Source organism: Actinomadura rubrobrunea NBRC 15275 (assembly GCF_001552235.1).
Lineage (GTDB): Bacteria > Actinomycetota > Actinomycetes > Streptosporangiales > Streptosporangiaceae > Spirillospora > Spirillospora viridilutea.
In genome coordinates this window covers 1-24972 of sequence record NZ_BCQU01000069.1, presented here as the reverse complement: position 1 = coordinate 24972, position 24972 = coordinate 1, and the positions used below count along the sequence as shown (strand labels likewise).

Annotated in this window: 22 protein-coding genes, 2 tRNA genes and 1 riboswitch; of the genes, 15 read left to right on the top strand and 9 right to left on the bottom strand. The window is 74.9% G+C overall.

Annotated elements, in window-relative coordinates; genetic code table 11:
* Positions 1 to 407 precede the first annotated feature (407 nt).
* Positions 408 to 1133: a (2Fe-2S)-binding protein gene (locus AR3_RS20520; RefSeq protein WP_083951719.1), complete on the top strand. Its 726-nt coding sequence runs from the start codon at positions 408 to 410 to the stop codon at positions 1131 to 1133.
* Positions 1134 to 1163: 30 nt separating this feature from the next.
* Here AR3_RS20520 and AR3_RS20515 read toward each other — a convergent pair whose 3' ends face one another.
* The 3 genes from AR3_RS20515 to AR3_RS20505 form a co-directional block, all read right to left on the bottom strand.
* Positions 1164 to 1901, bottom strand: coding sequence for a CbtA family protein (locus AR3_RS20515; protein WP_083951718.1), 738 nt, complete (start codon positions 1899 to 1901; stop codon positions 1164 to 1166).
* A 19-nt stretch (positions 1902 to 1920) separates the two neighbouring features.
* The gene (locus tag AR3_RS20510; protein ID WP_067915873.1) at positions 1921 to 2148 is read right to left on the bottom strand and encodes a CbtB domain-containing protein; all 228 of its coding nucleotides are present in this window, start codon (positions 2146 to 2148) and stop codon (positions 1921 to 1923) included.
* A 32-nt stretch (positions 2149 to 2180) separates the two neighbouring features.
* Positions 2181 to 2371, bottom strand: a riboswitch (cobalamin riboswitch).
* Positions 2372 to 2421: 50 nt separating this feature from the next.
* Entirely contained in the window at positions 2422 to 2892 is a 471-nt protein-coding gene (locus AR3_RS20505) for an NUDIX domain-containing protein (RefSeq protein WP_067915871.1), read from the bottom strand.
* Positions 2893 to 3032: 140 nt separating this feature from the next.
* Here AR3_RS20505 and AR3_RS20500 point away from each other — a divergent pair, with 140 nt between their 5' ends.
* The 3 genes from AR3_RS20500 (at position 3033) to cimA (ending at position 7200) form a co-directional block, all read left to right on the top strand.
* Positions 3033 to 4088: a 3-isopropylmalate dehydrogenase gene (locus tag AR3_RS20500; protein ID WP_067915870.1), complete on the top strand. Its 1056-nt coding sequence runs from the start codon at positions 3033 to 3035 to the stop codon at positions 4086 to 4088.
* Positions 4089 to 4286: 198 nt separating this feature from the next.
* Positions 4287 to 5390 (top strand): branched-chain amino acid aminotransferase, encoded by a 1104-nt coding sequence (locus AR3_RS20495; protein ID WP_067915869.1) that lies wholly within the window; start codon positions 4287 to 4289, stop codon positions 5388 to 5390.
* Positions 5391 to 5622: 232 nt separating this feature from the next.
* Positions 5623 to 7200: a citramalate synthase gene (cimA, locus tag AR3_RS20490; protein ID WP_067915868.1), complete on the top strand. Its 1578-nt coding sequence runs from the start codon at positions 5623 to 5625 to the stop codon at positions 7198 to 7200.
* Positions 7201 to 7218: 18 nt separating this feature from the next.
* Here the strand turns inward: cimA and AR3_RS20485 are convergent, their stop codons facing one another.
* Positions 7219 to 7596, bottom strand: coding sequence for an antibiotic biosynthesis monooxygenase family protein (locus AR3_RS20485; protein ID WP_067915899.1), 378 nt, complete (start codon positions 7594 to 7596; stop codon positions 7219 to 7221).
* Positions 7597 to 7840: 244 nt separating this feature from the next.
* Between AR3_RS20485 and AR3_RS20480 the strand changes: the two genes are divergently transcribed.
* Together AR3_RS20480 and AR3_RS20475 are read left to right on the top strand one after the other, a co-directional pair.
* Entirely contained in the window at positions 7841 to 8296 is a 456-nt protein-coding gene (locus AR3_RS20480) for an SEL1-like repeat protein (protein WP_174545465.1), read from the top strand.
* Positions 8297 to 8395: 99 nt separating this feature from the next.
* Positions 8396 to 9583 carry a cellulose binding domain-containing protein gene (locus tag AR3_RS20475; protein ID WP_146150253.1) on the top strand — a complete coding sequence of 396 codons (1188 nt, stop codon included), beginning with the start codon at positions 8396 to 8398 and terminating at the stop codon, positions 9581 to 9583.
* A gap of 25 nt (positions 9584 to 9608) precedes the next feature.
* Here the strand turns inward: AR3_RS20475 and AR3_RS20470 are convergent, their stop codons facing one another.
* Positions 9609 to 10088 (bottom strand): SRPBCC domain-containing protein, encoded by a 480-nt coding sequence (locus tag AR3_RS20470; RefSeq protein ID WP_067915864.1) that lies wholly within the window; start codon positions 10086 to 10088, stop codon positions 9609 to 9611.
* Positions 10089 to 10288: 200 nt separating this feature from the next.
* Between AR3_RS20470 and AR3_RS20465 the strand changes: the two genes are divergently transcribed.
* From AR3_RS20465 to AR3_RS20450, 4 genes are all read left to right on the top strand, one after another.
* Positions 10289 to 11053 carry a fumarylacetoacetate hydrolase family protein gene (locus AR3_RS20465; RefSeq protein ID WP_067915862.1) on the top strand — a complete coding sequence of 255 codons (765 nt, stop codon included), beginning with the start codon at positions 10289 to 10291 and terminating at the stop codon, positions 11051 to 11053.
* A 60-nt stretch (positions 11054 to 11113) separates the two neighbouring features.
* Positions 11114 to 11746 (top strand): DUF2461 domain-containing protein, encoded by a 633-nt coding sequence (locus tag AR3_RS20460; protein WP_067915897.1) that lies wholly within the window; start codon positions 11114 to 11116, stop codon positions 11744 to 11746.
* Positions 11747 to 11993: 247 nt separating this feature from the next.
* Positions 11994 to 12065: transfer RNA gene (locus AR3_RS20455), tRNA-Gln, on the top strand.
* A 141-nt stretch (positions 12066 to 12206) separates the two neighbouring features.
* Positions 12207 to 12279, top strand: a tRNA-Glu gene (locus AR3_RS20450).
* A gap of 218 nt (positions 12280 to 12497) precedes the next feature.
* On the opposite strand, the gene AR3_RS20445 is transcribed toward AR3_RS20450, so the two are convergent.
* Genes AR3_RS20445 through AR3_RS20435 form a run of 3 tightly spaced genes read right to left on the bottom strand, consistent with a single transcriptional unit; the run spans position 12498 to position 19578 of the window.
* The gene (locus AR3_RS20445; RefSeq protein WP_146150254.1) at positions 12498 to 15203 is read right to left on the bottom strand and encodes an NACHT domain-containing protein; all 2706 of its coding nucleotides are present in this window, start codon (positions 15201 to 15203) and stop codon (positions 12498 to 12500) included.
* Positions 15200 to 15853 carry a hypothetical protein gene (locus AR3_RS20440; protein WP_067915859.1) on the bottom strand — a complete coding sequence of 218 codons (654 nt, stop codon included), beginning with the start codon at positions 15851 to 15853 and terminating at the stop codon, positions 15200 to 15202. The genes AR3_RS20445 and AR3_RS20440 overlap by 4 nt, the downstream gene beginning before the upstream one ends.
* Before the next feature lie 47 nt (positions 15854 to 15900).
* A complete protein-coding gene (locus tag AR3_RS20435) occupies positions 15901 to 19578 on the bottom strand; it encodes a WD40 repeat domain-containing protein (RefSeq protein ID WP_083951717.1) in 3678 nt (1225 codons plus the stop codon).
* 277 nt (positions 19579 to 19855) lie between these two features.
* On the opposite strand from AR3_RS20435, the gene AR3_RS20430 reads away from it, so the two are divergent.
* Positions 19856 to 21280, top strand: coding sequence for a helix-turn-helix domain-containing protein (locus AR3_RS20430; protein WP_067915856.1), 1425 nt, complete (start codon positions 19856 to 19858; stop codon positions 21278 to 21280).
* On the opposite strand, the gene AR3_RS20425 is transcribed toward AR3_RS20430, so the two are convergent.
* Positions 21202 to 22179, bottom strand: a complete 978-nt coding sequence (locus AR3_RS20425) for a phosphotransferase (RefSeq protein ID WP_067915854.1) — start codon at positions 22177 to 22179, stop codon at positions 21202 to 21204. The genes AR3_RS20430 and AR3_RS20425 overlap by 79 nt on opposite strands.
* A 212-nt stretch (positions 22180 to 22391) precedes the next feature.
* On the opposite strand from AR3_RS20425, the gene AR3_RS20420 reads away from it, so the two are divergent.
* From AR3_RS20420 to adfB, 4 genes are read left to right on the top strand one after another with little or no spacing between them, the layout of a single operon-like run.
* Positions 22392 to 22571 carry a hypothetical protein gene (locus AR3_RS20420; protein ID WP_067915852.1) on the top strand — a complete coding sequence of 60 codons (180 nt, stop codon included), beginning with the start codon at positions 22392 to 22394 and terminating at the stop codon, positions 22569 to 22571.
* Entirely contained in the window at positions 22547 to 23035 is a 489-nt protein-coding gene (locus tag AR3_RS20415; RefSeq protein ID WP_217998670.1) for a lasso peptide biosynthesis protein, read from the top strand. Before AR3_RS20420 ends, AR3_RS20415 begins: the two co-directional genes overlap by 25 nt.
* The gene (locus AR3_RS20410) at positions 23032 to 24504 is read left to right on the top strand and encodes a hypothetical protein (protein WP_146150255.1); all 1473 of its coding nucleotides are present in this window, start codon (positions 23032 to 23034) and stop codon (positions 24502 to 24504) included. The genes AR3_RS20415 and AR3_RS20410 overlap by 4 nt, the downstream gene beginning before the upstream one ends.
* Entirely contained in the window at positions 24501 to 24854 is a 354-nt protein-coding gene (gene adfB / locus AR3_RS20405; protein WP_146150256.1) for an actinodefensin-associated protein B, read from the top strand. The genes AR3_RS20410 and adfB overlap by 4 nt, the downstream gene beginning before the upstream one ends.
* Positions 24855 to 24972 lie beyond the last annotated feature (118 nt).

Here is a 24972-nt window from a genome sequence, read left to right as displayed (position 1 = left end):
GGTCAGACGGCATGCGGCTCGCCCGTCTCCCCGCACCGCGTCTCATCATGTGAGAAGTCTGGCCACGAATCGGGACAACCGGGGAGACGGGCCGGTACCGTGGTAGACGGTCATGCGCTTCGTGGTACGCATCCTTCGCCGCCGCGGCGGGGCCTGATTCGGCAGGCCGGCGACCCGCCGCGGAGCAGGGTGCTGCCGGCCGTAAGTCCGTCGATCTCTGACACGACCTCCTGACACGACCGACACCACGAGGGACAGCGACCCATGAACGTCGACGTCACCACTTCCGCCCCCGCCGAGGACGCCGCCGAGGAGGCGGCCCGCGCGCTGCAGATCGCCCTGGACCGCCGCGACAACGGCGGCCGGTCCGGCGGCTGACCCCACGCCCGCGCGGGCACGCCGATGGCATGATCGCTCGTGTGGGCACGGGTGAGCGGGCCGGGGCGGACGCCGTCCGGCGGGCGCTGGACGAGGCGGCCCGGCTGGGGCCGTACTTCGAGATCGTCACCGATCCCGCCGAGGAGGCGGACCCCGCCTGGCGCCCGCTGCCGGAACCCGACCCCGCGCGGATCGAGGAGCTGATCGACGCCTACGCGCGGCGGCTGGGCACCCGGGAACGCCGGGTGGCGGCCTCCATCCTGTTCCAAGGGCTCGCGTCGCGGCTGTGGTCGCCCGTGGTGGCGGCGACGGCGCACGGCGTCGTCCCCGACCTGTCCGGGCTGCACTGGCGCTGGGCGCCGGGCGCGCCGATCGCGCTGTGGCTGGCCGACCCGGACGGCTGGCCCGTCCACGGCGACCCCGCCGCCGCGGCGGAGCCGGTGCACCGGACGGTGGTCGAGGAGCAGCTGCGGCCGCTGCGGGCGGGGCTGCTGCGGATCGTCAGGCTCGCCGACGGCCTCCTGTGGGGCAACGCCGCCGCGGCCCTGGCCGGGACGCTGCGCGCGGGCTCCCTGCGGCCCGAGCTGGCCGCGCCGGTCGGGACGCTCGTGCGGCGCCTGTTCGAGCGCGAACCCCTGGCGGGCACCGGCGCGTTCACGCCGGACGGGTTCGTCCGCCGGAGCTGCTGCCTGTACTACCGGGTGCCGCCCGGCGGCGAGATGTGCGGCGACTGCGCCCTCCTGCGCCGCCCGTGACCGTCGCGGCGGCGCAGGAGGACGCCGACGTCAGGCCGCGGCGGCGGTCGCCGCCGACCGCCTCCGGACGGCGCGCTCGCTCAGCACGCCGAACACCGCGCCCAGCGTCGCCCACAGGACGACCTGGACGCCCAGCGACGCGATCCGGAAGTCCCACAGCACCGTGGCCGGGAACCCGTCCGGGATCGCGTCCGGGGTCGGGGTCAGCCGGAACGCCACCGCCAGCACGACCGCGAACCCGGCGGCCGTCGCGATCGCCGCGTTCCACGCCCCCAGCCGGGGCAGCAGGCGGCGGAACACGATCACGGCGGCGACGACGGACAGCACGCCCAGCGCCACCATGCCGAAGTACAGCGCGGTGCGGCCGCCGATCGTCTCGGGGGCGCCGACGGCGGGAGGCGTCGGCGGGTACTTCAGGAAGGGCACGACCTCGACGGCGACGAAGCCGCCGAGCGCCACCAGCGCGGCGGTGGCGCGGGCGCCGAGCGCGCCGACGCGGCCGTAGGCGAACGCGAACGCGATCGCGAACAGCCCGCCGAGCGCGACGCCGTACACGCCGAGCGCGGTGACCAGCCCGGCGGTCTTCTGCACGGTGCGGCTGACGACCTCCTCCTCGTGCCCCGCGTGGGCGGCGGCGGCCGCCTGGGCCTCCTCGAACGCGATGGCGCGGTTCACCTGCGGCTCCCCGTACAGCCAGGCGACGACGAGCGCGAGCGCCGCCGCCGCCAGCCCGGCGAGCATGCCGCGGACCAGCAGTGATCTCATCATCGGCGGATCGGCCCGTCGGTCAGTGGCAGGGGAAGCCGAGCAGGTGGCGGCCGTCATGGGTGAACTCGTGCACCCAGGTGCCGCCGATGAGGGAGGTGGCGCCCTGCTCGGCGCCGACGAAGTAGATCAGCACCGCGCCCAGCACGGCGGCGAACACCGCCCAGGGCAGGATCTCGCGGAGGGGGATGCCGACGGGCGCGGGGCGCTCGCCGGCGGCCGACGTCGACGGAACGGCGGTCTGAGCCATCTCTGAATCTCCTCACGGGGTGCACTCGCCCCGGTACGGGAGGACGACGGGTCAGTGTCCTGACTCCCAGATCGACGCCTCCCGCCGACCTTCCCGCCGGATGTCCGGCCGTGGTCGTCGCGTGGCGGGGGGCTCCCTGGTCACAGTGGCGGGACCGTCCTGGACTCGCACCAGGTTCCTGCTCACCGTCGCCTCGATGTGAACTTGTCGAGGAGAGCGTCCCCTTTGGGGTGGTCCAGCGTCAAGTTCGGGTTTTGTCGCCCCCGTCCGACCTCAGGAGACGGCTTCGCCGTGCTCCAGGTATCTGGTGCCGCCGTCTCGCCGGGCGGCGCAGGCGTGAACGATGCGGCGTGCGAGGCGGGGGATCGTCAGGTCGTGGACCCGTGCGACGTCGTGGAAGCCGTAGCCGCTGAGCTCGTCCGGGGCGAGCTCGATCTTGTCGCGGTGCTCGGCCGTGAGAAGACCGCCGTCGAAGATGAACAGCACCTTGTCGCCTTCGGCCCGGCTCGGTGCCCAGTCGGCGACGAGCAGGCGCCCGATCGGCGGTGTGATGCCGAGCTCCTCCCGCACCTCGCGGGCGGCCGCCTCCTTCGGCGTCTCGCCGCGCTCGATGTAGCCGCCGGGAATGTCCTGGTAGGACTTGTAGGTCGGAACGACCAGCAGAACGCGGTCCTGCTCGTCGAAGAACAGCACACCGGCGGCCGCGTACGGTCGGGCGAAGCCGTCTGCCGGGTCCGTGGTCACAGGCACGACTGTAGAAGGCGGGGGCGGCCGACCTTCATCCTTCGGTCGGGAAGGCGGCGGGGCGGGGCTCGGGCGAGACATGCGTTCCGGAAAGTGAGACTGATGCTCACGCACTGAGACGTTTGCAGTAGAGTGCGCGCATGGCTTCCCGCAGCATCCGCCTGGCCGTCATCCCTGGTGACGGGATCGGCCCCGAGGTCGTCGCCGAGGGCCTGAAGGTTCTGGACGCCGTCGCGCCGGCCCACGACCTGAAGTTCGAGCGGACCACCTACGACCTGGGCGCGGCCCGCTGGCACCGGACCGGCGAGACGCTGCCGGACGCGGTGCTGGAGGAGCTGCGCGGCCAGGACGCGATCCTGCTGGGCGCGGTCGGCGACCCGAGCGTGCCGAGCGGGGTGCTGGAGCGCGGGCTGCTGCTGCGGGCCCGGTTCGAGCTGGACCACTACGTCAACCTGCGGCCGGTCAAGCTGTTCCCCGGCATGGACACGCCGCTGTCGGGGGTCAAGCCCGAGGACGTCGACATGGTCGTCGTCCGGGAGGGCACCGAGGGCCCGTACGCGGGCGTCGGCGGCGTGCTGCGCAAGGGCACCCCGCAGGAGATCGCCACCCAGGAGAGCGTCAACACCGCCTACGGCGTCGAGCGCGTCGTGCGCTACGCCTTCGAGGTGGCGGCGTCCCGGCCCCGGCGCAAGCTGACCCTCGTCCACAAGGACAACGTGCTCACCTTCGCCGGCGACCTGTACCAGCGCACCGTCAAGCGGGTCGGCGAGGAGTACCCGCAGGTCACCACCGACTACGTGCACGTGGACGCGGCCACGATGTTCTTCGTGACCATGCCGCAGCGGTTCGACGTGATCGTCACCGACAACCTGTTCGGCGACATCATCACCGACCTCGGCGCCGCCATCGCCGGCGGCATCGGCCTGGCCGCCTCCGGCAACGTCAACCCCGACCGCACCGCGCCGTCGATGTTCGAGCCGGTGCACGGCAGCGCCCCCGACATCGCCGGGCAGGGCAAGGCCGACCCCACCGCCACCATCCTGTCGGTGGCGATGCTGCTGGACCACATCGGCGCGCCCGAGGCCGCCCGCCGGGTCGAGCGCGCCGTCGCCGACGACCTGGCCGCCCGGCGCGGCCGCCCCGCCCGGGGCACCGCCGAGATCGGCGACGCGATCGCCGAGCGAGTATCCGGCTAGGGCGCGCCCCGGCCGGACCGCGAATCGTTGTAGCAGCACTCGCGACCCAAGCCACCCGAACCGGGCGCGCCGTCACGGCGCGCCCGGTTCTTCGTGTGCGCCGTGATCAGGGAGCAGGGCTGGACGAAGTACGACAATGAGGATAGGAATGCCCGAACGGCAACGGGGCCGGTCGGGCGATCCGGGAGAGGACCCACGATGAGCAGCACGCTGGACTTCGACATCAGGCTCTCCGAGCGGCCGCGCAGCGCCGCCGAGCGCGAGGCGATCCTGGCCGATCCGGGATGGGGCCGGCACTTCACCGACCACATGATCACCATCCGGTACGCCGCGGGGAAGGGCTGGCACGACGCCCGGCTCGAGCCCTACGGACCGATCGCGCTGGACCCGGCGAGCCAGGTCCTGCACTACTCTCAGGAGCTGTTCGAGGGTCTCAAGGCGTACCGGCAGGCCGACGGGTCGATCGCCACGTTCCGCCCGTACGCCAACGCCGCCCGCATGAACCGCTCGGCCCAGCGCATGGCCATGCCCGAGATCCCCGAGGAGCTGTTCGTCCGGTCGCTGGAGCTGCTGGTCAGCACCGACCGCGACTGGGTGCCGACCCGGGCCGGGCACAGCCTCTACCTGCGGCCGTTCATGTTCGCCACCACCCGGGCCCTCGGCGTCAACAGCCCCGCCGACGAGTACCTGTTCGTGGTCATCGCGTCCCCGTCCGGCGACTACTACGCCAAGGGGATCAAGCCGGTGTCGGTCTGGCTGTCGCAGGACTACACGCGGGCGGCGCCCGGCGGCACGGGCCAGGCCAAGACCGGCGGCAACTACGCCGCCTCGTTCGCCGGGCAGGCCCAGGCCGTGGCCCACGGCTGCGACCAGGTCGTCTGGCTGGACGCGATCGAGCACCGCTGGGTCGAGGAGGTCGGGTCGATGAACCTGGTCTTCGTGTACGGCTCCGGCGCCGACGCGCGGCTGCTCACCCCCGCCCTCACCGGCACCCTGCTGCCCGGCATCACCCGCGACTCGCTGCTCAAGCTCGCCCCCGACCTCGGCATCCCGGCGGAGGAGGGCAAGATCAGCATCGACGAGTGGCAGGCCGGCTGCGAGTCCGGCGAGATCACCGAGGTGTTCGGCTGCGGCACCGCCGCGGTGATCAGCCCGGTCGGCAGCGTCAAGGCGGCCGACCGCTCCTGGACGATCGGCGACGGCGAGCCCGGCCCGATCTCCATGCGGCTGCGCGAGGAGCTGATCGGCATCCAGTACGGCAGCCGTCCCGACCCCTACGGCTGGGTCCACAAGATCTGCTGATCGCGGGGCGCGGCGGTGTCCCTCCTGCCACATCCGTCTCAAGATCTGGGACGGATGTCTCAAGCACGCGGCGGATGTGGCAGACTGTGACCACCATGCGCCTCAGCCTCGTCATTATCGGCTGGCGCGCCGGCGACTGATTCGGGACACCGCCGGCGCGCAGACCTCTCACGTCCGTGAGAGGTCTTTTTCGTTTCCGGCGGGGCTTTCGATCCCTTGGAGGGACCGCGATATGCACGGCGACGGATTCCACGTCTACGACACCACGCTGCGTGACGGCGCGCAGCAGGAGGGCCTCAACCTCTCGGTGGGCGACAAGCTCGCCATCGCGCGCCACCTCGACGACCTCGGCGTGGGCTTCATCGAGGGCGGCTGGCCCGGCGCCAACCCCAAGGACACCGAGTTCTTCAGGCGCGCTCGAACAGAGCTCGACCTGAAGCACGCGCGGCTCGCCGCGTTCGGCGCGACCCGCCGGCCCGGCGCGAAGGCCGCGGACGACCCCCTCGTGGCCGCCCTGCGCGAATCCGGCGCGCCGGTCGTGACGCTCGTCGCCAAGAGCCACGACCGGCACGTCGAGCTGGCCCTCCGCACGACCCTGGAGGAGAACCTCGCGATGATCCGCGACACGGTCTCCCACCTGCGCGCGGAGGGCCGACGCGTCTTCCTGGACGCCGAGCACTTCTTCGACGGCTACAAGGCCAACCCCGCCTACGCGCTGGAGGTCGTGCGCACCGCGGCCGAGGCGGGCGCGGACGTGGTCGCGCTGTGCGACACCAACGGCGGCATGCTGCCCGACGAGCTCGCCGAGGTCGTCCACGAAGTGGTGGGGGAGGGCGTCCGGATCGGCATCCACTGCCACGACGACTCCGGCTGCGCCGTCGCCAACACGCTGGCCGCGGTCAAGGCCGGCGCCACCCACGTGCAGGGCTGCGCCAACGGCTACGGCGAGCGCAGCGGCAACGCCAACCTGTTCACCGTGATCGGCAACCTGCAGCTCAAGCGGGGCATGCGGCTGGTGTCCGACGAGCAGCTGGCCGAGATGACCCGCATCGCGCACGCCGTGTCCGAGGTCACCAACGTCACGCCCAGCTCGCAGCAGCCGTACGTGGGGGTGTCGGCGTTCGCGCACAAGGCCGGGCTGCACGCCTCGGCCGTCAAGGTCGACCCCGACCTGTACCAGCACGTCGACCCGGCCGCCGTCGGCAACGACATGCGCATGCTGGTCTCCAGCATGGCCGGCCGCGCCTCGGTCGAGCTGAAGGGACGCGAGCTGGGCTACGACCTGTCGGGCGAGAAGGCCCGCAAGGTCGTCGAGCGGGTCAAGGAGCTGGAGTCGGCCGGCTACACCTTCGAGGCCGCCGACGCGTCGTTCGAGCTGCTGCTGCGCGAGGAGCTCACCGGCGTGCGGCAGCGGCACTTCGAGGTCGAGTCCTGGCGGGCGATCGTCGAGCGCCGCCCGGACGGCTCCATGGTCACCGAGGCCACCGTCAAGCTGCACGCCAAGGGCGAGCGGATCGTCGCGACCGGGGAGGGCAACGGCCCCGTCAACGCGCTCGACAACGCCCTGCGGCTGGCCCTGGAGCGGCTCTACCCCGAGCTGGCGCGGCTGGAGCTGGTCGACTACAAGGTGCGCATCCTGGAGGGCGCGCACGGGACCGGCGCCCGCACCCGCGTGCTCATCGAGTCCAGCGACGGCGACCGCGAGTGGGGCACGGTCGGGGTGGAGGAGAACGTCATCGCCGCGTCCTGGCAGGCCCTGGAGCAGGCCGTCACCTACTGCCTGCTGCACGCCGGGTACGAGGCGAGCTGATCCCGGGTCCCGGCGGTGTCAGCCGGACGCGGGCTTGGGGTCGGCCTCCTGGACGATCTCGAAGCTCCACAGCTCGGCCGCGGCGGCCGCCGGGCCGCCGTGCCCGTGCCCATGTCCGTGCCCATGTCCGTGGGCGCCCGCGCGCTCGGCGTCCTTGGCCGCTTCGGCGTGGCCGCGCTGGAACGCCTGGCTCTGGGTCCAGCGCTGGAAGTCCTCCTCGCTGCGCCAGCGCGTGTACACAAGGTAGCGGTCGGTGCCCTCGACGGGGCGCAGCAGCTCGAAGTGCTCGAACCCGTCGGCCGACTCCACCAGCCCCGCCCGGCCGGCGAAGCGCCGCTCCAGCTCCGCGCGCATCTCCTCGCTGACGGTCAACACGTTGATCTTGACGACGGACAACGTCGGCCCCTCCCGGTCGATCCTGTCGGCGATCGGCACCACCGTACGCGGCCCGTTCCGCGTCCGCCCGCCCGGGCCGGGCGTCCGGGGCGGTACGCGCGGTTCGACCGGAATGTCGGCCGAAGCCGGCAAATCAGTGGCGGAGCGGGGCCCCGCTCGCCACGATAGGAACCCTTGACCTGAGCGGCGTCCCGATCCGGCGCCGCACCGAGCCGTCCAGACATCGGAACTTCGGAGCGCCTGCATGCCTGTCCACTCCTCGCGCCCCCGGCCGCCGGGGGAGCCGCGCCCGACGGGACGCCCCGGGGGCGGAGTGCGGTGCGCCTGGCCCGACACCGCCTACGGGCTGGGGGTGCTGTACGAGCGCGAGGGCGATCTGGAGCAGGCCGCCGGGTGGTTCCGGCGCGCCGCCCACTCGGGCCACCGGCGCGCCGCGCTGTCCCTGGCGGACGTGCTGCGCCGGCTGGCCGACGAGCGCGGCGAGCGGTCCCCGGACGCCGCCGACGTGCTGCTCGCCGAGGCCACCCGCTGGCTGGCCGAGGCGTGGTCGTCCAGCGGCCGCGACGCCGCCACCCCGGACGCCATCGAGCTGGTGACCGACCTGCTCAACCGGCACCAGCGCCGCGCGGCCCGCCGCGCCCTCCTCGACCCCGCGCCCCGGCGGGACGCCGCCGACCTGGAGCCCGCGGCCACGGCCTGACCCGTCCCGGCCGGGCATCGGACCGGCGACGCCCGAACCGGGCGCGCCCGCCCGCCGTCGCACCTGAGTAGACGACGCAGCGCGGGAGGGGTGACGCAGGTGAGCGGTCACGAGCCGGGACACGCGCCCAGGAACCGTCGGACGACGGCCGAGTTCGGCGCGCCCAGACTCCGTCCCGACGAGCCGGACGGCACCGCGGTGGACGCACCGCTCGACCCCGACGCCACGTCCGTGGATCCGGAGGCCGGATCCGCGGACGCCACCGCCGTGGACGTCCCGTCCGTGGGCGGCCGCTCCGAATCGGGCGCCGCGGAGACGGTGACGGACACGGCCGCCATGCCCGCCGCAGGGGCGCCGGGCGCCGTCCCCGCCGGGGACGAGCGGCCCTGGACGGCCGAGTTCGGCGCCGAGGCGCAGGCCGCCGCGCCCGGCGAGCCGTCGTCCGTGGGGCAGGTGCCGCCCGTTCCGTACACCCTGCCCGCCGAGGCCGAGGCGCCCGCGGCCGCTCCACAGCCGCCCTCCGGCCAGGCGAGATCGGAGGGGCCCACGCACGATCCGACGGCCGATTCGCTCGCGGACACGCCGCGGACCGCGCCCGCGAGCCCTCCGTTCGGCGTGTCCGCGAGCCCGCCGCCCGCCGGGCCGAAGGGGAGGCGGCGCGTCGTGGTCCTGGCCGCCGTGCTCGCGGCCGCGGCCGTCGTCGCCGTGGGCGGACTCGTCGCGCTCAAGCTGCGCGACGGGGACGGCGAGCCGGCCGCGAGCCCCCGGGCGCCGAGCGCCTCCTCGGCGGGGCCGCAGGGCGGAGCCGCGACGTCCGCGCCGCCCGCGCAGGCCGAACCGACGCCGTCCGAGACCGCGCCGTCCCCGCCGTCCACCCGGACGCCGGCGCCCGGCGGCGGCGCCCCTGACGCGGGCGCGCCGACGGAGACGCCGCCCGAGGCAGCGCCCCCGGCAACGCCCCCGGCAAGGCCGGTGCTCCGCGGTGACGGGGTCACCTACCGGGTCGTCCAGGAGGATCCCGGCTACTTCGAGGGCGAGTTCGTCCTGACCAACCGGACCGGCGGGCCGCTGACGACGTGGCGGATCGCCTTCGACGCCCCCGGCGCCAACGTCAAGAACATCTGGGGCGGGCGCCTGGTGCGCGGCGGCGCCCACGTGGAGATCGAGAACCTGCCGGGCGCCCCCGCGATCCCGCCCGGAGCCGAATTCAAGGTGCGGTTCGGCGCGGAGGGCGCGCCGTCGGGGCCGGACCGCTGCCGCGTGAACGGCTCCCCGTGCGGCTTCTAGGCGGCCTCCCGCGGCCGGCCCGGGGCTAGAACCGGCGGGCGGTGGCCTCGGCGGCGGCCGCGAAGCGGCCGAGCGCGAGGTTCCAGTCCCCGGCCAGCCCGCCGCCGGCGCGGGCGAGCTGCTCGTCGGAGAGCCGTTCCCAGCCGCGGTGCTCCAGCTCCACGCGCGTCACGCCCGGGCTCACCGCCGCGAACCGCACCTCGACCTCGGTGCCGTCGGCGGGCGGCACCCGCCAGGCCATCGCGAACCGCGCGGGCGGCTCCCAGGCGAGGACGCGGCCCCAGTCCTGCTCGGTGCCGTCCTCGCGGACCTCGTGGACGCGGCCGTCGAGGACCTCCTCCACCCGCACCTCGGCGGCCCGGCTCGCGCCGGCCGGCAGCGCGCGGCGGGGCCACCACGCCCCGATGTGGCCGACGAACATGCCGAAAGCGTGGGCGCGGTCGCTGCGGACGATCGTGGACTGCAGGATGGGTTCGGCCCCGGATCGCGAGTTCGGCTGTGCCATAAGTGCAGGTCCGTCCTTTCGATGGCGGCCAGTCCATGTTCTCAATCGCCGCGGAGGCGCCCGCAAGGGGGCGGCACCGGATCGGTGCGTTCCCGCAGGAACGAGGCTGATTCGGGGGCCGGCGGGCCGTTCGAGCGGGCGGGTTCGGCCGGGCCGACGGCGGGACGGGATGCGCCCTGTCCCGTACTAGGCTTCCGGACATGCGCATCGCCAGGTTCTCCACCGAGGAGGGCATGTCCTTCGGGGTGGTCGAAGAGAACACCGTCGCCGCCGTCGCGGCCCATCCGTTCGGCGACCTGACCTTCACCGGAGTGCGGTACCCGCTGGCCGATGTCCGGCTGCTCGCGCCGATCCTGCCGAGCAAGATCATCGCGATCGGCAAGAACTACGCCGAGCACGCCCGGGAGATGGGCGGGGAGCCGCCCGCCGAACCGGTGATCTTCTCCAAGCCGTCCACCGCCGTCATCGGCCCCGGAGAGGCGATCGCCTATCCCGAGAAGCTGTCGCAGCGCGTCGACTACGAGGGCGAGCTGGCCGTGGTGATCGGCCGGATGTGCCGCGAGGTGCCCGCCGCCCGCGTGCCCGAGGTGATCCTCGGCTACACCTGCGCCAACGACGTCACCGCCCGCGACCTGCAGCAGAAGGACGGGCAGTGGACGCGGGCCAAGGGCTTCGACACCTTCTGCCCGCTCGGCCCGTGGATCGAGACCGAGGTCGACCCCGCCGACCTGGCGATCACCACGACCGTCAACGGCGAGGTCCGCCAGGACGCCCGCACCTCGCAGCTGCTGCACGACGTGCCGGCCCTGGTCGAGTACGTCAGCCAGGTCATGACCCTGCTGCCCGGCGACGTCATCCTGACCGGCACCCCGGCCGGGGTCGGCCCGCTGGAGATCGGCGACGAGGTCACCGTGCGGGTCGAGGGCGTCGGCGAGCTCACCAACCGCGTGGTCGCCCGCGAGTGACGCCGCCCGCCGCGCCGCGGACGCGGCGCGGCCGGCGATCCCGCAAGAGAGGTGGTCGCCGTGACGTTCACCGGCGTTCCCGACGAGGCGTTCGAGTTCTACGCCGGACTCCTCGCCGACAACTCCAAGAGCTACTGGACCGCGCATCGCGAAACCTACGAGCGCTGCGTGCGCGAGCCCATGACGGCCTTGTGCGCCGAGCTGGAGGCGGAGTTCGGCCCGGCCAAACTGTTCCGGCCCTACCGCGACCTGAGGTTCTCGCCGGACAAGACGCCCTACAAGACCCACCAGGGCGCGCACGTCGGCGGGTTCTACGTCCAGATCGACGCCGACGGCCTCATGGTGGCCGGGGGCATGTACGCGCCGACCCCCGACCAGCTGCGGCGCTACCGGGCGGCCGTGCAGGGGGCGCCCGGCGGGGCGCTGCAGGAGATCGTGGACGAGCTGCGCGCCCGCGGCATGCAGATCGCGGGGGACCGGCTCAAGACCCGGCCGCGCGGCGTGCCCGCCGACCACCCCCGCCTGGAGCTGCTGCGCCACCGTTCGCTGTACGCCCACTGCGGCTGGCCCGCCGACCTCTGGATGGGCACCCCCGAGGTGGTGGACCGCGTCCGCGAATCCTGGCGACGGCTGCGCCCCCTCGTGGAATGGGGCGACGCCCACATAGGTCCGCCCGACTTCACCCGCCGCTGAACACGGGCGGCCGAGCCCTCGTTTTCGGGCCGTGGCGCGGCCGGCCCCCTCGGGCCCGTCCGGCCGCGTCCGCGGTCCTGGTCTGCCCTCGCGGGCGGCCGAGCAGGGCGAAAACCGCGCCCGGCAGGACCGCCGTGCGGGCCGGACCCGAGGCGGGCGGAATCGTTTTGGTCCCCGGTCCCCGGGTCCTGTATTCTCTTCGAGGCGCGAGCGACCGGCCGGGAGACCGGCCAGGGAGCCGCACCAGTGGGGTATGGTGTAATTGGCAGCACGACTGATTCTGGTTCAGTTAGTCTAGGTTCGAGTCCTGGTACCCCAGCTGGGTCCCCCCGATCCCGGTCGGAGAGACCCGAATTCTCGGTCCGAAGCGATTCGCAAGAACCGATTCGAACTAGAGAAGATCGTCCGGTAAACTGGGCGAGGCCCGAGCGAGAGATCGCAAAGGCCGAACGAAAGACAGGCCCCCGTCGTCTAGTGGCCTAGGACGCCGCCCTCTCAAGGCGGTAACGGCGGTTCGAATCCGCTCGGGGGTACAGGGAGAACGCAGGCCCGGGTCAAATCCCGGCCTGCGTTTCGCATTTCGGATGATCTTTTATCGTCGGACGATCCCGCCGGGCGCCCCGCCCCGGCACGGCTCCGGAAAGAATCAGACGGCGCCCCCGCCCGACCGCTGATCGACGGTTTCCCCGGTGGTCGACCGCCGCGGAGACCCGTGCCGGGTCGGGCGACCGGCCCCGCCGACGCCGTCCCGTCACCGCGACGCCGACGTCTCCGACGTCTCCGACGTCTCCGGCGGCCGCCCGTGCGTCCGACCGCCGTCGCCGGGCGCGACACGGTCCGCGGCGGCGGTGAGGTACTCCTGCAGTTCGCGGTGGCGGAACTGGTAGGTGGCGCCGCTGACGCGCAGCAGCCGCGCCTCGCAGGCCCAGTCGAGGAAGGTCCACAGCCGCAGCGGCAGGCGCCCCCGGGCCGCCGCCACCACCAGGCCGATCATCGCGCGGGACCAGGCGACGGCGCCGAAGGCCAGGCCGAACGTGACGGCGCCGACCAGAGCGCAGACCAGCGAGGTCACCACGTCCTGGTTCAGCAGGAACACCAGGAAGGCGGCGACGCCGCCGGTGAGGCCGAACCCCACGCCGATGATCGGGTTGCGGTGCAGGGCCTCGCGCGGGTGGGCCAGCTCGGCGTCCCTGCTCCAGCCGCCCGTGGCGATCGTGAAGATGACGCCGAGCGCGAAGGCGAGGACGAAGGCGCCCGCGACCCCCAGCGTCAGCGGCCCCGGCCCGGCGTCGGCCAGCCGCAGCGGCGGCAGCGCGGTGAGCGCCCCGCACAGGCCGAAGCCCAGCAGGCTGACCGGGCGGAGCGTCTCGCCGGCGCCGAGCGGCGGGGCCCCGCGCCGTCCGGCGGCGGTCAGCCCGATGACCGTGCCGAACACCGCGCCCCCGGCCGTCCCGGCGGCGACGGCGAAGCCGGGCCCGAACACCCTGCCGCCGGTCAGCAGAAGCCCCGCCAGGCCCCCGAGCGCCCCGACCGGGCCGCCGATCAGGGCGCCGAGCAGGCCGCCGGCCGCACGCCGCCGACGCGGCACGTTGGTGCGCCCGCCGGCGGCGGCCGGCCACGGCGACAGCGACAGGCACGTCGCCAGGACCGCCCAGCCCGCCATGAGCGCCAGCGTGAGGCCCTCCTCCGGGCTCAGTCCGTCGCGCAGGTCGCCGGGCCGGTCGACCGCCGAACCCGTCCAGAACGCCAGCATCGCCACGACCGCGAACACCGCGCAGCACGCGCCGTGCAGCGCCCGCACCAGGCGCCGCCCGCCGATCGGCCACAGCAGGTGGGGGACGATGTCGATGCCCGTCATGCCGGGCGGCGGCCGGTCCGCCGCGGCGGCGCAGGCGGCCTGGCGGCGCAGGTGGTCGGCCAGGCGCACGAGCCAGCGCCGCACGTCCGCGGGACGGTACGCGGCCGCGTGCGCGGCGCGGGGCGCGAGTTCGGTCGCCGCCGGAACGTAGGCGTCCAGGAGGCGCCGGGCGATCCGCTCGGCCGCCGCGCCCGGATCGTCTCCGTAATCGTCTCCGTAATCGTCTCCGGGATCGTCTCCGGGATCGCCGTCGGGAGCGCCGTCCGGATCGTCGCCGGGGTCGGCGTGCAGGAGGTCGGCGGGGTCGGCGCCGGACTCCACGGCGGTCACGGTCAGCAGCAGCCGCCACGGCGTGCCGAGGGCGGCGCGCACGGCCGGCCCCGCCGGTCCGCACAGCGCCGCGCGCACCTCGGCGCGCTGCGCGGCGCACGGGTGGCCGTCCGGCCAGCGGGCCCGCAGATAGGCGTCGATCTGCTCGACGGTCAGGCCGTGCAGGTGGATCACCGTTGCGTCGTCGAGCGCCGCCCGGGCCCGCGCCAGCTGCGCGTGGCGGTCGGTCCGGCAGGTCACCACGACCGGGCCCGGGCGGCGCCGGCACAGGTCGCTGTAGCGGTTGAGCTCGGCCAGCAGCGCGATCGCGCGGCGGGGCGGGCCGGTGGACGGCTCGGGGTCGAGCTCGTCCAGACCGTCCACCACCGGCAGCACCCGGCGGTCCCGCACCAGGCGCGCCGCGTCCCGGGCCGCCAGCCCGAACTCCTGCACGAGCCGCTCGGCCAGCCACCGCTCGAACGGGACGCCGACCGTCCAGCGGGCCGCGTTCACGCGCACCGGCACCATCGTCCGGTCCCCGGGGCCGGCGCCGCCGGGCGCGGCCCCGGTCACGAAGGGTTCCACGAGCTGCAGGACGAGTTCGATGGCCAGCACCGTCTTGCCCGCCCCCGACTCCCCGACGACGAGCAGCCGCCGCGAGCGCAGGCCGCTGAAGAAACGGCCGATCGCGGGCAGGTCGGCCGTCGCCTCGCCGGCGCCGCCGTCGTCGCGCGTCCGATCGGGACGCGGCCCGAACGACAAAGGGGCGATGTTGTAGCCGCTGAGCAGCCCCTTGCGCGCCCGGTCCTCCTCCCGGGCCACGCGCCGGGCCAGCAGCTCGAGCGCCGGGTCCACCCGGGGTGCGCCGACCGCCGCGTCGGGCGCCGCGGCCTGCGGGGACGCCCGGCGTTCGCCGTCCGGCGGCGGCTCCTCCGTCGATGCCGGCGGTGTGCGCGGGGCGGACAGCGCGTTCCTGGCCGCGCGCCAGCGCTCGACCTCCTCGGGGATCAGCTCCTCCGGGTAGTCGCAGTAGCGCAGGCACGCCGTCACGAACGCCTTGACGAAGTCCCAGCGGGGCAGCTTGCCGGTCTGCCGCAGCACGTGCGAGGTGGTGCTCTTGGGCAGCGCGTCGACGGCGGTCCCGTCGGGCGCCGTCGTCCGGCCGCCGAGCGCGCGGAGCCTGCTGAGCGGCGGCTGACCGGCCCACTGCCTGAGCAGGACCAGCGTATGGACGAAGTCGGCCGTGGTGGCGGCGCCGGTGGGATCGGGCGGACGGCGGTCGGCGGTCACCGGGTCCCCGACTCCACCGCCGACCATTCGAACGCCGCCCGGCCGCGCCGGGGCCACCGGCCGTCCACCCAGGTGCCCTTCACCGTCTGCACGTGGCGCGCCTCCATCAGGAAGTTGCGCGCCTCGTCGGCCTCGACCAGCTCCCGGCCCACCGCGATCGGAACGAACCCGTGCCGGGGGATGAACACCCAGCGGCCGCGGTCCCAGTCGTAGGGGTCGAACCAGTGGTGGCGGACCGTGCCGGACATCTCGACGCGCGGTCCGGTCCGGGTCAGGACGAACGACCCCTCCGAACGCAGCAGGCTCATCCTGCTGACGTAGAACAGCTCGGTGCCGATGAGCGCGTTGATGCGGGCGTCCCAGTGGTCGTGCAGCCACGTCGACTCGCCGTCGCCCAGCTTCCCGGCGGCCCGGGCCAGCTGCCGTTCGAACCTGCGCCGGTTCTTGCGCTCGGCCCGTCGGATCGCCCTGAACGAGCGCAGCCACCGCTGCGGCAGCGTCCGGGCCTCGCCCGCGCCGTCCATGAAGTGCTGCAGGAAGTCCGACGCCATCGGGTGGACGTCCCGGCCGTCTTCGACGATCGAGCGGAACAGCGCGGCCAGTTCCGGGACGGGCCTGCCCGTCCGCCGCCGGAAGCCTCGGAGGAACATTCTCGCCGTCTCCCTGGGGGTCGTCGTCCGTCGAACGGCGGGTACGCTCACCGGCATATCCGCCGGAATTCCTCCTGCGGCGCGTAGCGCTCCCATTCGGCGCGGGTCAGGGAGCGGCCCGCGGCGGCGCACGCGGCGGCGGCCGGGTCGGCGGGCAGCGCGACGTTCCACAGCCTCGCGGTCCCGTCGTCGCTCACCGTGGCGGCGGTCGCTCCGGTCGGGGCGTGGGCGATGCCGGTGATCATGCGCTCGTGGCCGGTCAGCGGGGATCCGATCTGGCGGGAGGTCGGCAGGTCCCAGTGCCGCACGGTGCGGTCGGTCGACCCCGTGAGCAGGGTCCTGCCGTCGGGGCCGAACGCGAGGGCCGTGACCGCTCCGGTGTGCCCGGTCAGGGCGGCCCCGACCGGACGGCGGCCCGCCGTGTCGAACAGCCGCACGGTGTCGTCGGCGGCCGCCACGGCCAGGCGCCGGCCGTCGGGGCTGAACTCCAGGTCCGTGAACATGCCGCCGACGGTGACGGGCAGCGGGCCGCCGATCTGGCGGCGGGCGGGCACGTCGAAGAGCCGCACGGTGCGGTCCAGGCCGGCGACGGCCAGGGTCCGGCCGTCCGGGCTGAACGCCATCGCCCAGACGACGTCGGTGTGGCCGGGCACGCGGATCGCGGACCCGGTCCGGCGGCGGCCCGGGACGTCCCAGATCGAAACGGCGCCGCCCTGCTGGACCGCGAGCAGCCTGCCGTCGGGACTGAGCCGCGCGACTCCGCCCTTGTCCATGACGATGGGGGGAGCGGTCTCGCGTCCGCGTGCCGCGTCCCAGACCCGCACCGTGTCGGCGGTCGCCGTGACGAGCGTCCGTCCGTCGCGGGCGAACGCCATGTCGTGGACGACGGCGTCGGCGCCGTCCGACCGTCCGCCTCCGGGTTTCAGCGGCGGTCCGACGGGGCGGCGGGCGGCCGTGTCCCAGATCCGCACCGACGGGTCGTCCTCGTCGGGGCCGCCGGTCGCCAGGAGCCGCCCGTCGGGGCTCAGCGCGACCGCGGACATCGCGGGCATGGCGGCGCCGATCTGCCGGTGGACCGTCGGGTCGCCCACCCGCACCACGCCGTCGTCGCCGGCGGCGACGAGCAGTCCGCCGGGGCTGAACGCCACCCTCAGGACCGGGGAGCGGCCGTCGCCGAGCGCCTCGCCGACCTGCCGGCGGTCGGCCGTGTCCCACAGGCGGGTGCGGCCGTCGCCCCCGGCGGTCGCGAGCCTGCTGCCGTCCGGGCTGAACGCGACCCCGTAGAAGGGCCACGAGCCGGAAGGGTTCTTCACGGCGGCGCCGACCTGCCGCCCGGTCTTCGGGTCCCACAGCCGGACGGTCCCGTCCGCGCCCGCGGTGGCGAGCGTCCCGCCGTCCGGGGCGAAGGCGACGTCGGTGACGTCGCCGTCGTGCCCGGTGAGCGAGGGGCCGATCTGCTCGCCGGTGGCGGTGTCCCACAGCCGCGCGGCGTCGTCCGCCCCGGCGGTGGCCAGGACCTTCCCGTCGGGGCTGAAGACCACCGCGTTGAGCGCGCTCGCCCCGCCCGGCCTGCGGTCGGCGCGGCCCATGGCGTCCCCGAGCGGACGGCGGGCGGCGACGTCCCACAGCCGGACGGTGCCCTTGAGGCTCCCGACCGCGAGGCTCCTGCCGTCCGGGGCGAACGCGATCGCCGACACGACGTCCTGGGCGACGATCGGGGCGCCCAGCTGACGGCGGGTGGCGACGTCCCAGAACCGGACGGTCGCGAGGCAGGCCGACGCGACCACGCGCCCGTCCGGGCTGACGTCCACCCGCACGGGCGAGGTCCCGCACTCCTGCCGCGGCGGGGTGATCGGAGCGCCGAGCTGCCGCCGCGACGCCATGTCCCACAGGCGCACGGTGCCGTCGCCGCCGCCGGTGGCCAGCATCGTCCCGCCGGGGCCGAACGCCAGGGACCGGACGGCCGAGGCGTGCCCGACCAGTCCGCCGCGGCCGGTGCGCACCGCCGCGGCCAGCAGCTGATAGCGGGCCTCGGCGGTGGGGGCGATCCGCCACGCCGCCGCGGCCAGCAGGGCGGAGGCGACCGGATCGGCGGCGACCTCGCTCTGCGCGGCGAGCTGGCGCGAGACCGCCAGGCCGCGTTGGCGCTCGGCGTCGGCGGCCGCGTCGACGGCGGCGACGGCCGCGGTGACGGCGAGCGCCGACAGCGCCGCCAGACCGCCCGTGACGAGACGGCGGCGGCGGCCCGCCCGGCGCGCCTCCCGCGTCGACGCCGCGACGAACGCCTCCACCGTGGGGCCGGGAGGCGGGAAGCTGTCGGGGTCGCGCTCCCACCGGGGCCGGCTGTCGTCGACGGACAGCAGCCGGGCGCCGCGGTAGAGGAACGCGGGGTCGCGGTGGTGCTCGGCCCAGAGCGCCGCGTCCTCGATGAGGCGGTCGTACACCGTCTGCGCGGTCAGGTCGGGTTCCAGCCACTGCCGCAGCGCCGGCCAGGCGGTCAGCAGCGCGTCGTGCGCGATCTCGACGATGTCCTCGTGCAGGGTGATCAGGCGGCGGTCGGCGAACGCCGACAGCAGCGCCTCGACGCGGCCGCGCCGCTCGGCGGTGTCCGCCGACGCGGCGGCGCACAGCTCGGCCAGGGTCGCCCGGCGCCGCGCCATCCGCCCGCCCGGGGCGATCACGGTCATCCGCCGGAAGAGCTTGAGCGCGGTCTTGCGCTCCTCGGCGGTCAGCCCGTCGAGGACCTCGTCGGCCGTGCGCCGCACCGAGTCGCGGACCCGGCCCGACTCCTCGTAGCCCCGAACGGTCAGCCGGCCGTCCTCCCGCCGGTGCCAGAGGTTGCGCAGCGCCTGGGACAGCAGGGGCAGGGCGCCGGCCTCGTAGCGGTCGCCGGCGGTCCCGCCGGCGCGCAGGTCGCCCAGGATGGTCTCCACCAGGCCCGGCTCGATCTCCAGGTCCGCGGCCGCCGCGGGACCCGTGATGGCCAGCCGCAGGTCCGATTCCGTCATCGGCTCGACGATGACCTGGCCGTCCTGGATGCTCTCGGCGAACTGCGGGTAGGCGGCGCAGCGGTCCCAATGGTCGGCGCGCACCCCGATGACCACGCCGGCGCGGGTGGGACCGGCGGCCAGCGCGTGCAGGGCCGCCACGAACGCCTGGCGTTCCGCCTCGTCGCCCACCAGGGTGAACAGCTCTTCGAACTGGTCGACCACGAGGACGGCGCGGCCGCGCGCGTCGGCGGCCTCCGCCGCGGCTCCGCGCGGATCGTCCCGCAGGCGCCGCCGCGCCGTGTCGACGTCCCCGCCGTAGGCCTGCGTCCACGCCTCGGCGAGCGTCTGTAACGGCCGTGCGGTCGGCGTGATGAGCAGGCGCGGCCACTGCTGCGATCCGGCGACCGGCAGCATGCCCTTCGCCAGCGCGGGCATCAGCCCCGCCCGCAGCAGCGACGACTTGCCGACGCCCGAGGAGCCCGACACCAGCAGGATGCACCCGCGCTCGGCGAGGCGGGGCGCCAGCCGGTCGAGCAGGTTGCGGATCGCCTGAGCGCGTCCGAAGAAGAACTCGGATCTGTCGGCCGAGAAGGGCACGAGCCCTTGGTAGGGACACACCTCGTCCGCGGCGTCGGACGACGGCGGGCCGGTGCGGTCCCGGGGAGACCGGAGGGTCGCGGACGGCGCCCCCGGCGCGTGCGACGGGCGCCTGCCCTCCCCAGCCCCCTCGCTCATGGCTTCACATTGTGACCACCGATGAGCGCGTTGCTCAACTCTGCCCCGAGGGCCGCCCGCGCGTCCGATTCCGTTCTATTTCGTCCGAAGGATGGCGTGAACAGGTTGAACGCCTCTTTGATGGAGCCGCGCATCGCACCGGCGAGGTCGGCGATCGGGGGCGTCGGCCGGCCAGGAGCACGCGTTCGCATCCGGCCATGACCCGTGCCCCCGTCCCGGCGGGCATGGAGGCGACAGCGCGTTCCACCCACTCTTTCCACGCGTCGAGGGGAGCTCGATGGCCGACCAGGCGGACGCCGTGCCCACGCCGGACGGCGCCATGACGCCGGACGAGTTCATGGTCCGGCTCCGACAGCTCAAGGAGTGGACCGGACTCACCTACCGCGATCTGGAGGCGCGCAGCAGGAGCACCGGCGGACATCTCGCGCGCAGCACGCTCGCCTCCACGCTCCGGCGCAACGCGCTGCCGCGCCAGGAGTTCGTGGAGGCGATGGTGCGCGCCTGCGGACTCGACCCGGCCCCCTGGGCGCGCGCCCGGAGGCGGCTGGCCGTCCTGCACGCGGCGGCCGAGCCCGCGGCGGATCGCGCCCCGGGCGCGCGCGGGACCGCGCCGCGTCAGCTCCCGCCCGCCCCGCCGGTCCTGGTGGGGCGCGACGCGGAGCTCGGCCGGCTGGCGCGGATGCTCGGCGCGGCGCCCGTCACCGTGATCAGCGGACCGCCGGGAGCCGGCAAGACCGCGGTGGGCGTCCGGGCCGCGCACCTGGTCGCCGACCGGTTCCCCGACGGGCAGCTCTACGTCGACCTGAGGGGGACCGCCCCGAACGACGAGCCGCTGACCCCCGCGGAGATCGCGGGCGTGCTGCTGCGGAGCCTGGGGGAGGGCGACGCGCGGGCGGCCGCGGACGCCGGGGAGGCGGCGGGGCGGCTGCGCACCGCGCTGTCCGGCCGGCGCGTGCTGATCATGCTGGACGACGTCGCGTCCGCCGCGCAGGTGCGCTGGCTGGCGCCGTGCGGCGGGGGCAGCGCGGTGCTGCTGACGTCCAGGGCGACCCTGACCTCTCTGGACGGCTCCCGGCATGTCCGCCTCGGCGCGCTGCCGCCGGACCGGGCCCGGCAGGCGTTGGAGCTCTTCCTCGGCGCCGAGCGGGTCCGGGGCGAGCCCGAGGCGGTGCGGACCCTGGCGGATCTGTGCGACCGCCTTCCCTTGGCGCTGCGGATCGCCGCGGCGCGCCTGGCCGCGCGCCCCGAATGGCCGGTGCGCGCCCTGGTCGAGCGGATGGCCGACCCGCGGCGCCGGCTCGACGAGCTCCGCGTGGACGACATGGACATGCGGGCGAGCCTGGCCGTGAGCTTCGCGGACCTGGCGCGCGGCCGCGACGAGGCCGCCCGGCTGGCGGTGCGGGTGCTCGGACTGCCGGCGGAGCCGCCGGACGGGCAGGTGCGCACCGCGACGGCCGCCTCGCTGCTGGACGTCCCGCCCGACAGCGCGGAACGGGCGCTCGAACGGCTGGTGGACGTCGGTCTCGCGGAGAGCTCCGCTCCGTGCCGCTACCGCGTGCCCGGGCTGGTGCGCCTGTTCGCGCTGGAGCCGAACGGCCGGCGCGAGCCCGCGGTGCGGCGCCGTCAGCGGCGGCCGGCGCCGACGCGCTCGGGCGGGCGCCGCAGAAGCGCGCGCAGGTGCTCCGCGACCGCGCCCTCGTAGGGCGCCCGGGCGCGGGCGTCGAGTCCGCCGATGGCGTCCCGCCACATGAGGGCGCGGCTGACCAGGGCCGGCGCGGCGGCCAGCCGCGCCGCCTCGGCCAGCCGGTCCGGACGGTCGTGCCGCTCCCAGGCCCGCAGGTAGGCGTCGGCGATGCGCGACGCCCACCTGCGGTCGCCGGGGGCGAGCGCGCGCACGTCCTGGAGGACGACCTCCAGGGAGAAGAAGGGGTGGGCGATCATGCTCTCCGCCCAGTCGAAGATCAGCGGCCCGTTCGCGGTGAGCAGGAAGTTGCCGCGCCAGATGTCGGCGTGCACCACCGTCTCGGGGACGCCGTAGGAGGCGAGCAGCCCGCAGGTCTCCCGGAAGTCCCGGGACAGGCCCCGCAGCCGCTCCCGCTCCTCGGACGTGAGCCCGCGAGGGCCGGCCGCGGACGCCCCGGCGGCGGGGTCGCGGACCAGCTCGTCGAACAGGTCCGGGAGGACGTCGAGCCGGTGGTCCGGGCAGCCCGTCCCGGCCAGGTCGTCGACGCGGCCCGCGGCGCCCACCTGGATGCGGGTGAACACGGGGATCATCTCGGTGTATCCGCGCAGGATCTCGGCGGGCTCGCGGAACTCGGCGGCCGGTCCGAAGTCGGCGGTCAGCATCCAGTTGCGCTCGGCGTCGACGGCCAGCACCTCGGGGACGTCTCCGGGGAACCATTCGCTCAGCGCGCGGGTGAGGGCGGCCTCGTGGCCGAAGGCGGGCCCGGACGACTTGAAATACACGTACCCGGCCGCGGTGGGAATGCGGAATTGGCGCGACCAGGCGCGGACGCCGAGCCGCTCAATGGGGCCGGTGACGTCGACGCCGGCCTCGCGCAGCCGGTCCGCGGCCCAGTTCTCCGGTGCCGAGGAGTTCATCGCCTTCCCTTCTGTCCGCCGTCCGGAAAAAGGCTAGCCGTTTCACCTTCCCTGGGACAGGAGTCCGTTTATGCGGGACAGAACGGGACAGGCCGGGACAGCGGGAAAACATTGCCTCGAGGATGCGCGCGGCCCTAGCGTCATGATCGTCCGAAAAACCGGCGGACCGGGCCTCGAAAGGGCCGGGACCGCCCGCACGGAAAGGAGGGGTCGTGTCCACGACCTCGATCGCTGCGCGCATCGCGGGCAACGGCATGCAGCAGCACCTCTACGCCGAGCCCGCCACGGTCGCCGAGTGCCGCTACGCCGGCTACAGCTGCTGGTGGGACTCGGACTGCTGCAACGAGACCGTCCACCTGATCTGCGAGTGGTGGACCTGCCGCTACGCGTGAGCAGCACGGCCCGCCGGACGCCCGTCCGGCGGGCCCGCCGCGTCTCATCTGAGGGGATCGAAATGCTGCGGGTGATAAAGACGATGCGCGCCGCTCGCGAGGCCCGGCGATTCCTGGCGGAGGTCAAGGGCGCCGACGGCTCATATCGACTCGACGAATGGCCTGAAACGCGCGGCGGCGGCCGCGGGCGGGGCGCGCGCAACACGCGGGCCGCCGTGGCCCGTCTGAGATTCGCCCAGCGGCTGACCGTGGGTTTTCTGGACCCGGTGGACGACTCGGTGTTCCTCACCGCGGGGCTGCGGCGCCTGGGAATTCCGGCGACGTTCCACCTGGGGCGCGAACTGGCCCCGGCGAAGCCCCCCGCGGGCTATTTCGCCTGGGTCCAGCACGGGGACGAGGTCGTCAGCACGTCTCTTCCGGTGCGCGACGAGTACATCGAGATTCACAGGTCGGGGACGAAATGACGCGCAAGCCAGGAGTGGTCGAGACGGTTCCCGGCGGGGTGCGCTGCGTCGACCCGGAGACGTCGCCCCCCGCCCGCGGAGTCCGGATCGAGCGGTCGCCGACGTCGTTCGAACTCGTCCGCGAGCACCCGCACGCCCGTCCCGTCTACTACCGGGTGGACCACGGCCGCCTGGAATGGGACTTCGATCTCGAGGCGTTCCTGCCGCCCACCGGGCGCCCCGCGCCCTCGCTCGGAACGCTGCTGGCCCTGATCCAGGGCAACGTGCCCGCGCCCGACGCCGCGCCCGTCCCGGGCGTGCAGCGGCTTCCGGTCGGCACCGCCGTGCGGGTGACCGAGCAGGAGATCACGGTGACCAGGCGCCGCCCGGCGCCGCCCGAGCGCGGTCGCCGGCGCGGGCTGGTGGAGGCCGTGGCCGAGACGCTCGACCAGGCCGGCTACGCCGTCGCCTACAGCGGGGGGCTGGGGTCGGCGTTCGTCGCGGCGTGCGCGCTGTCGGCCGGGCACCGTCCGCTGCTGCTGCACGCCGACCTCGGTCCCGGCGTCCACCGGACTCCCGCCCCGGACGTGCCCGGGCTCACCGTGCGGCGCATCCGGGTCGACCCGTTCCAACTGCTCGACGAGCATCCCATCACCGGCGAGGAGCCCGTCCCGCCCATGCCGGACAGCGAGGTCCCCCGGAGGCTGACCGCCGCGCTCGCCGAGGCCGAGGGCCTGGACGTCCCCCTGGTCGGCGGGACGCTGCTGAAGGAATTGACGTCGGTCAAGCTGCCCGACGTCGACGCGGGCGTCCGGGGGTGGCGGCTGCTGGGCTGCGAGCCGTTCCACATCGCCGGGACCCTGCGGACGCTGCGCGAGGCGCGCGCCCTGCTCGGCAAGGGCGTGGTGTACTCGCCGGACGTGCAGCCCGTGGACGGCCCGGCGCCGCCCTCGCCGACCGGCCCCGGCAACGTCCCCGGCATGACCCCCAAGGGCGCCGAGGCCTTGGAGTCCGCGCAGCGCGCGGCCATGGCGGTCTGGCAGGAGCACCTGGACTTCCTGGACCCGGTGCTCGGCACGGCGGCGGCGGGCGTGGAGGAGCGCGGCGACGGCGACATGCTGCTGCCCGCCCTCGACCCGCGGGTGCTGGCCGTCCTTACCGCGCTGCGGCCGTCCGACCGGGGCCGGATCCGCCGCGGCGAGTTCGAGAACAACCTGCCGCTGCACCGGGCGCTGGCCCGGCACAAGATCACGGGTGTGCGCCGCACCGGGCCGGCCTTCTGGCTGCGGCGGGCGGCGGCCGCGCACCTGCACCGCGAACGCAAGAAGATCATCGCTCAGCTGGACCGGGAGTGCGCGCTGGCCGACCTCGGCCTCATCGCCCCGCGGGCGGTGATCCGCCTGCTGAGCGACGGCCGCGACCTGGCCGACAACGCCCTGCCGCTGCTGCGCCTGGTCTGGCTCGACCACTGGCTGCGAGGTGGATCATGAGACTCGCCCCCGGGGTGACCTTCACCCGGCTGCCCCACGGCGGCGGCGTCCTCGTCAACGGGACGACGCTGGCTCTGACCGAGTGCGGCGAGCCCGAGGCCGCGGTCATCGAGCACCTCCTCGCCCACGGGCTGCCCGACGAGGCGGAGGACGCCGAGTTCCGCCCGGTGGCGGGGCTGCCGCCGGTGGCCGAGCTGCCCACGGGCATCGACCTGCCGCCCGAGGCCCGGCCCCGCCCGGTCGCCGTGCTGCCCGACGCGGGAACCGGGCGCCCGCCGGCCGCCGTGCTGCGCAGGACGGCCGAGCAGATGGTCGAGGCAGGCTGGCTTCTGGACGAACGGAGGGCGTGACCGATGCTCGTCGACACCGCGACCGCCGCGCTGGCGGGCCCGCTCGTCGTCGCCGGGGCGGCCAAGCTGGCCGCGCCGCCGGACCGGCTCGACTGGCCGATCAGGACCGGGCCGCTGC

What these genes read in the sequence shown, in the direction of transcription:
- AR3_RS20520 (WP_083951719.1), top strand. Translation starts at nt 408, where the DNA reads ATGATCGCTCGTGTGGGCACGGGTGAGCGGGCCGGGGCGGACGCCGTC.
- AR3_RS20515 (WP_083951718.1), bottom strand. Translation starts at nt 1,901, where the DNA reads ATGATGAGATCACTGCTGGTCCGCGGCATGCTCGCCGGGCTGGCGGCG.
- AR3_RS20510 (WP_067915873.1), bottom strand. Translation starts at nt 2,148, where the DNA reads ATGGCTCAGACCGCCGTTCCGTCGACGTCGGCCGCCGGCGAGCGCCCC.
- AR3_RS20500 (WP_067915870.1), top strand. Translation starts at nt 3,033, where the DNA reads ATGGCTTCCCGCAGCATCCGCCTGGCCGTCATCCCTGGTGACGGGATC.
- AR3_RS20495 (WP_067915869.1), top strand. Translation starts at nt 4,287, where the DNA reads ATGAGCAGCACGCTGGACTTCGACATCAGGCTCTCCGAGCGGCCGCGC.
- cimA (WP_067915868.1), top strand. Translation starts at nt 5,623, where the DNA reads ATGCACGGCGACGGATTCCACGTCTACGACACCACGCTGCGTGACGGC.
- AR3_RS20480 (WP_174545465.1), top strand. Translation starts at nt 7,841, where the DNA reads ATGCCTGTCCACTCCTCGCGCCCCCGGCCGCCGGGGGAGCCGCGCCCG.
- AR3_RS20470 (WP_067915864.1), bottom strand. Translation starts at nt 10,088, where the DNA reads ATGGCACAGCCGAACTCGCGATCCGGGGCCGAACCCATCCTGCAGTCC.
- AR3_RS20465 (WP_067915862.1), top strand. Translation starts at nt 10,289, where the DNA reads ATGCGCATCGCCAGGTTCTCCACCGAGGAGGGCATGTCCTTCGGGGTG.
- AR3_RS20440 (WP_067915859.1), bottom strand. Translation starts at nt 15,853, where the DNA reads ATGTTCCTCCGAGGCTTCCGGCGGCGGACGGGCAGGCCCGTCCCGGAA.
- AR3_RS20435 (WP_083951717.1), bottom strand. Translation starts at nt 19,578, where the DNA reads ATGAGCGAGGGGGCTGGGGAGGGCAGGCGCCCGTCGCACGCGCCGGGG.
- AR3_RS20430 (WP_067915856.1), top strand. Translation starts at nt 19,856, where the DNA reads ATGGCCGACCAGGCGGACGCCGTGCCCACGCCGGACGGCGCCATGACG.
- AR3_RS20425 (WP_067915854.1), bottom strand. Translation starts at nt 22,179, where the DNA reads ATGAACTCCTCGGCACCGGAGAACTGGGCCGCGGACCGGCTGCGCGAG.
- AR3_RS20410 (WP_146150255.1), top strand. Translation starts at nt 23,032, where the DNA reads ATGACGCGCAAGCCAGGAGTGGTCGAGACGGTTCCCGGCGGGGTGCGC.
- adfB (WP_146150256.1), top strand. Translation starts at nt 24,501, where the DNA reads ATGAGACTCGCCCCCGGGGTGACCTTCACCCGGCTGCCCCACGGCGGC.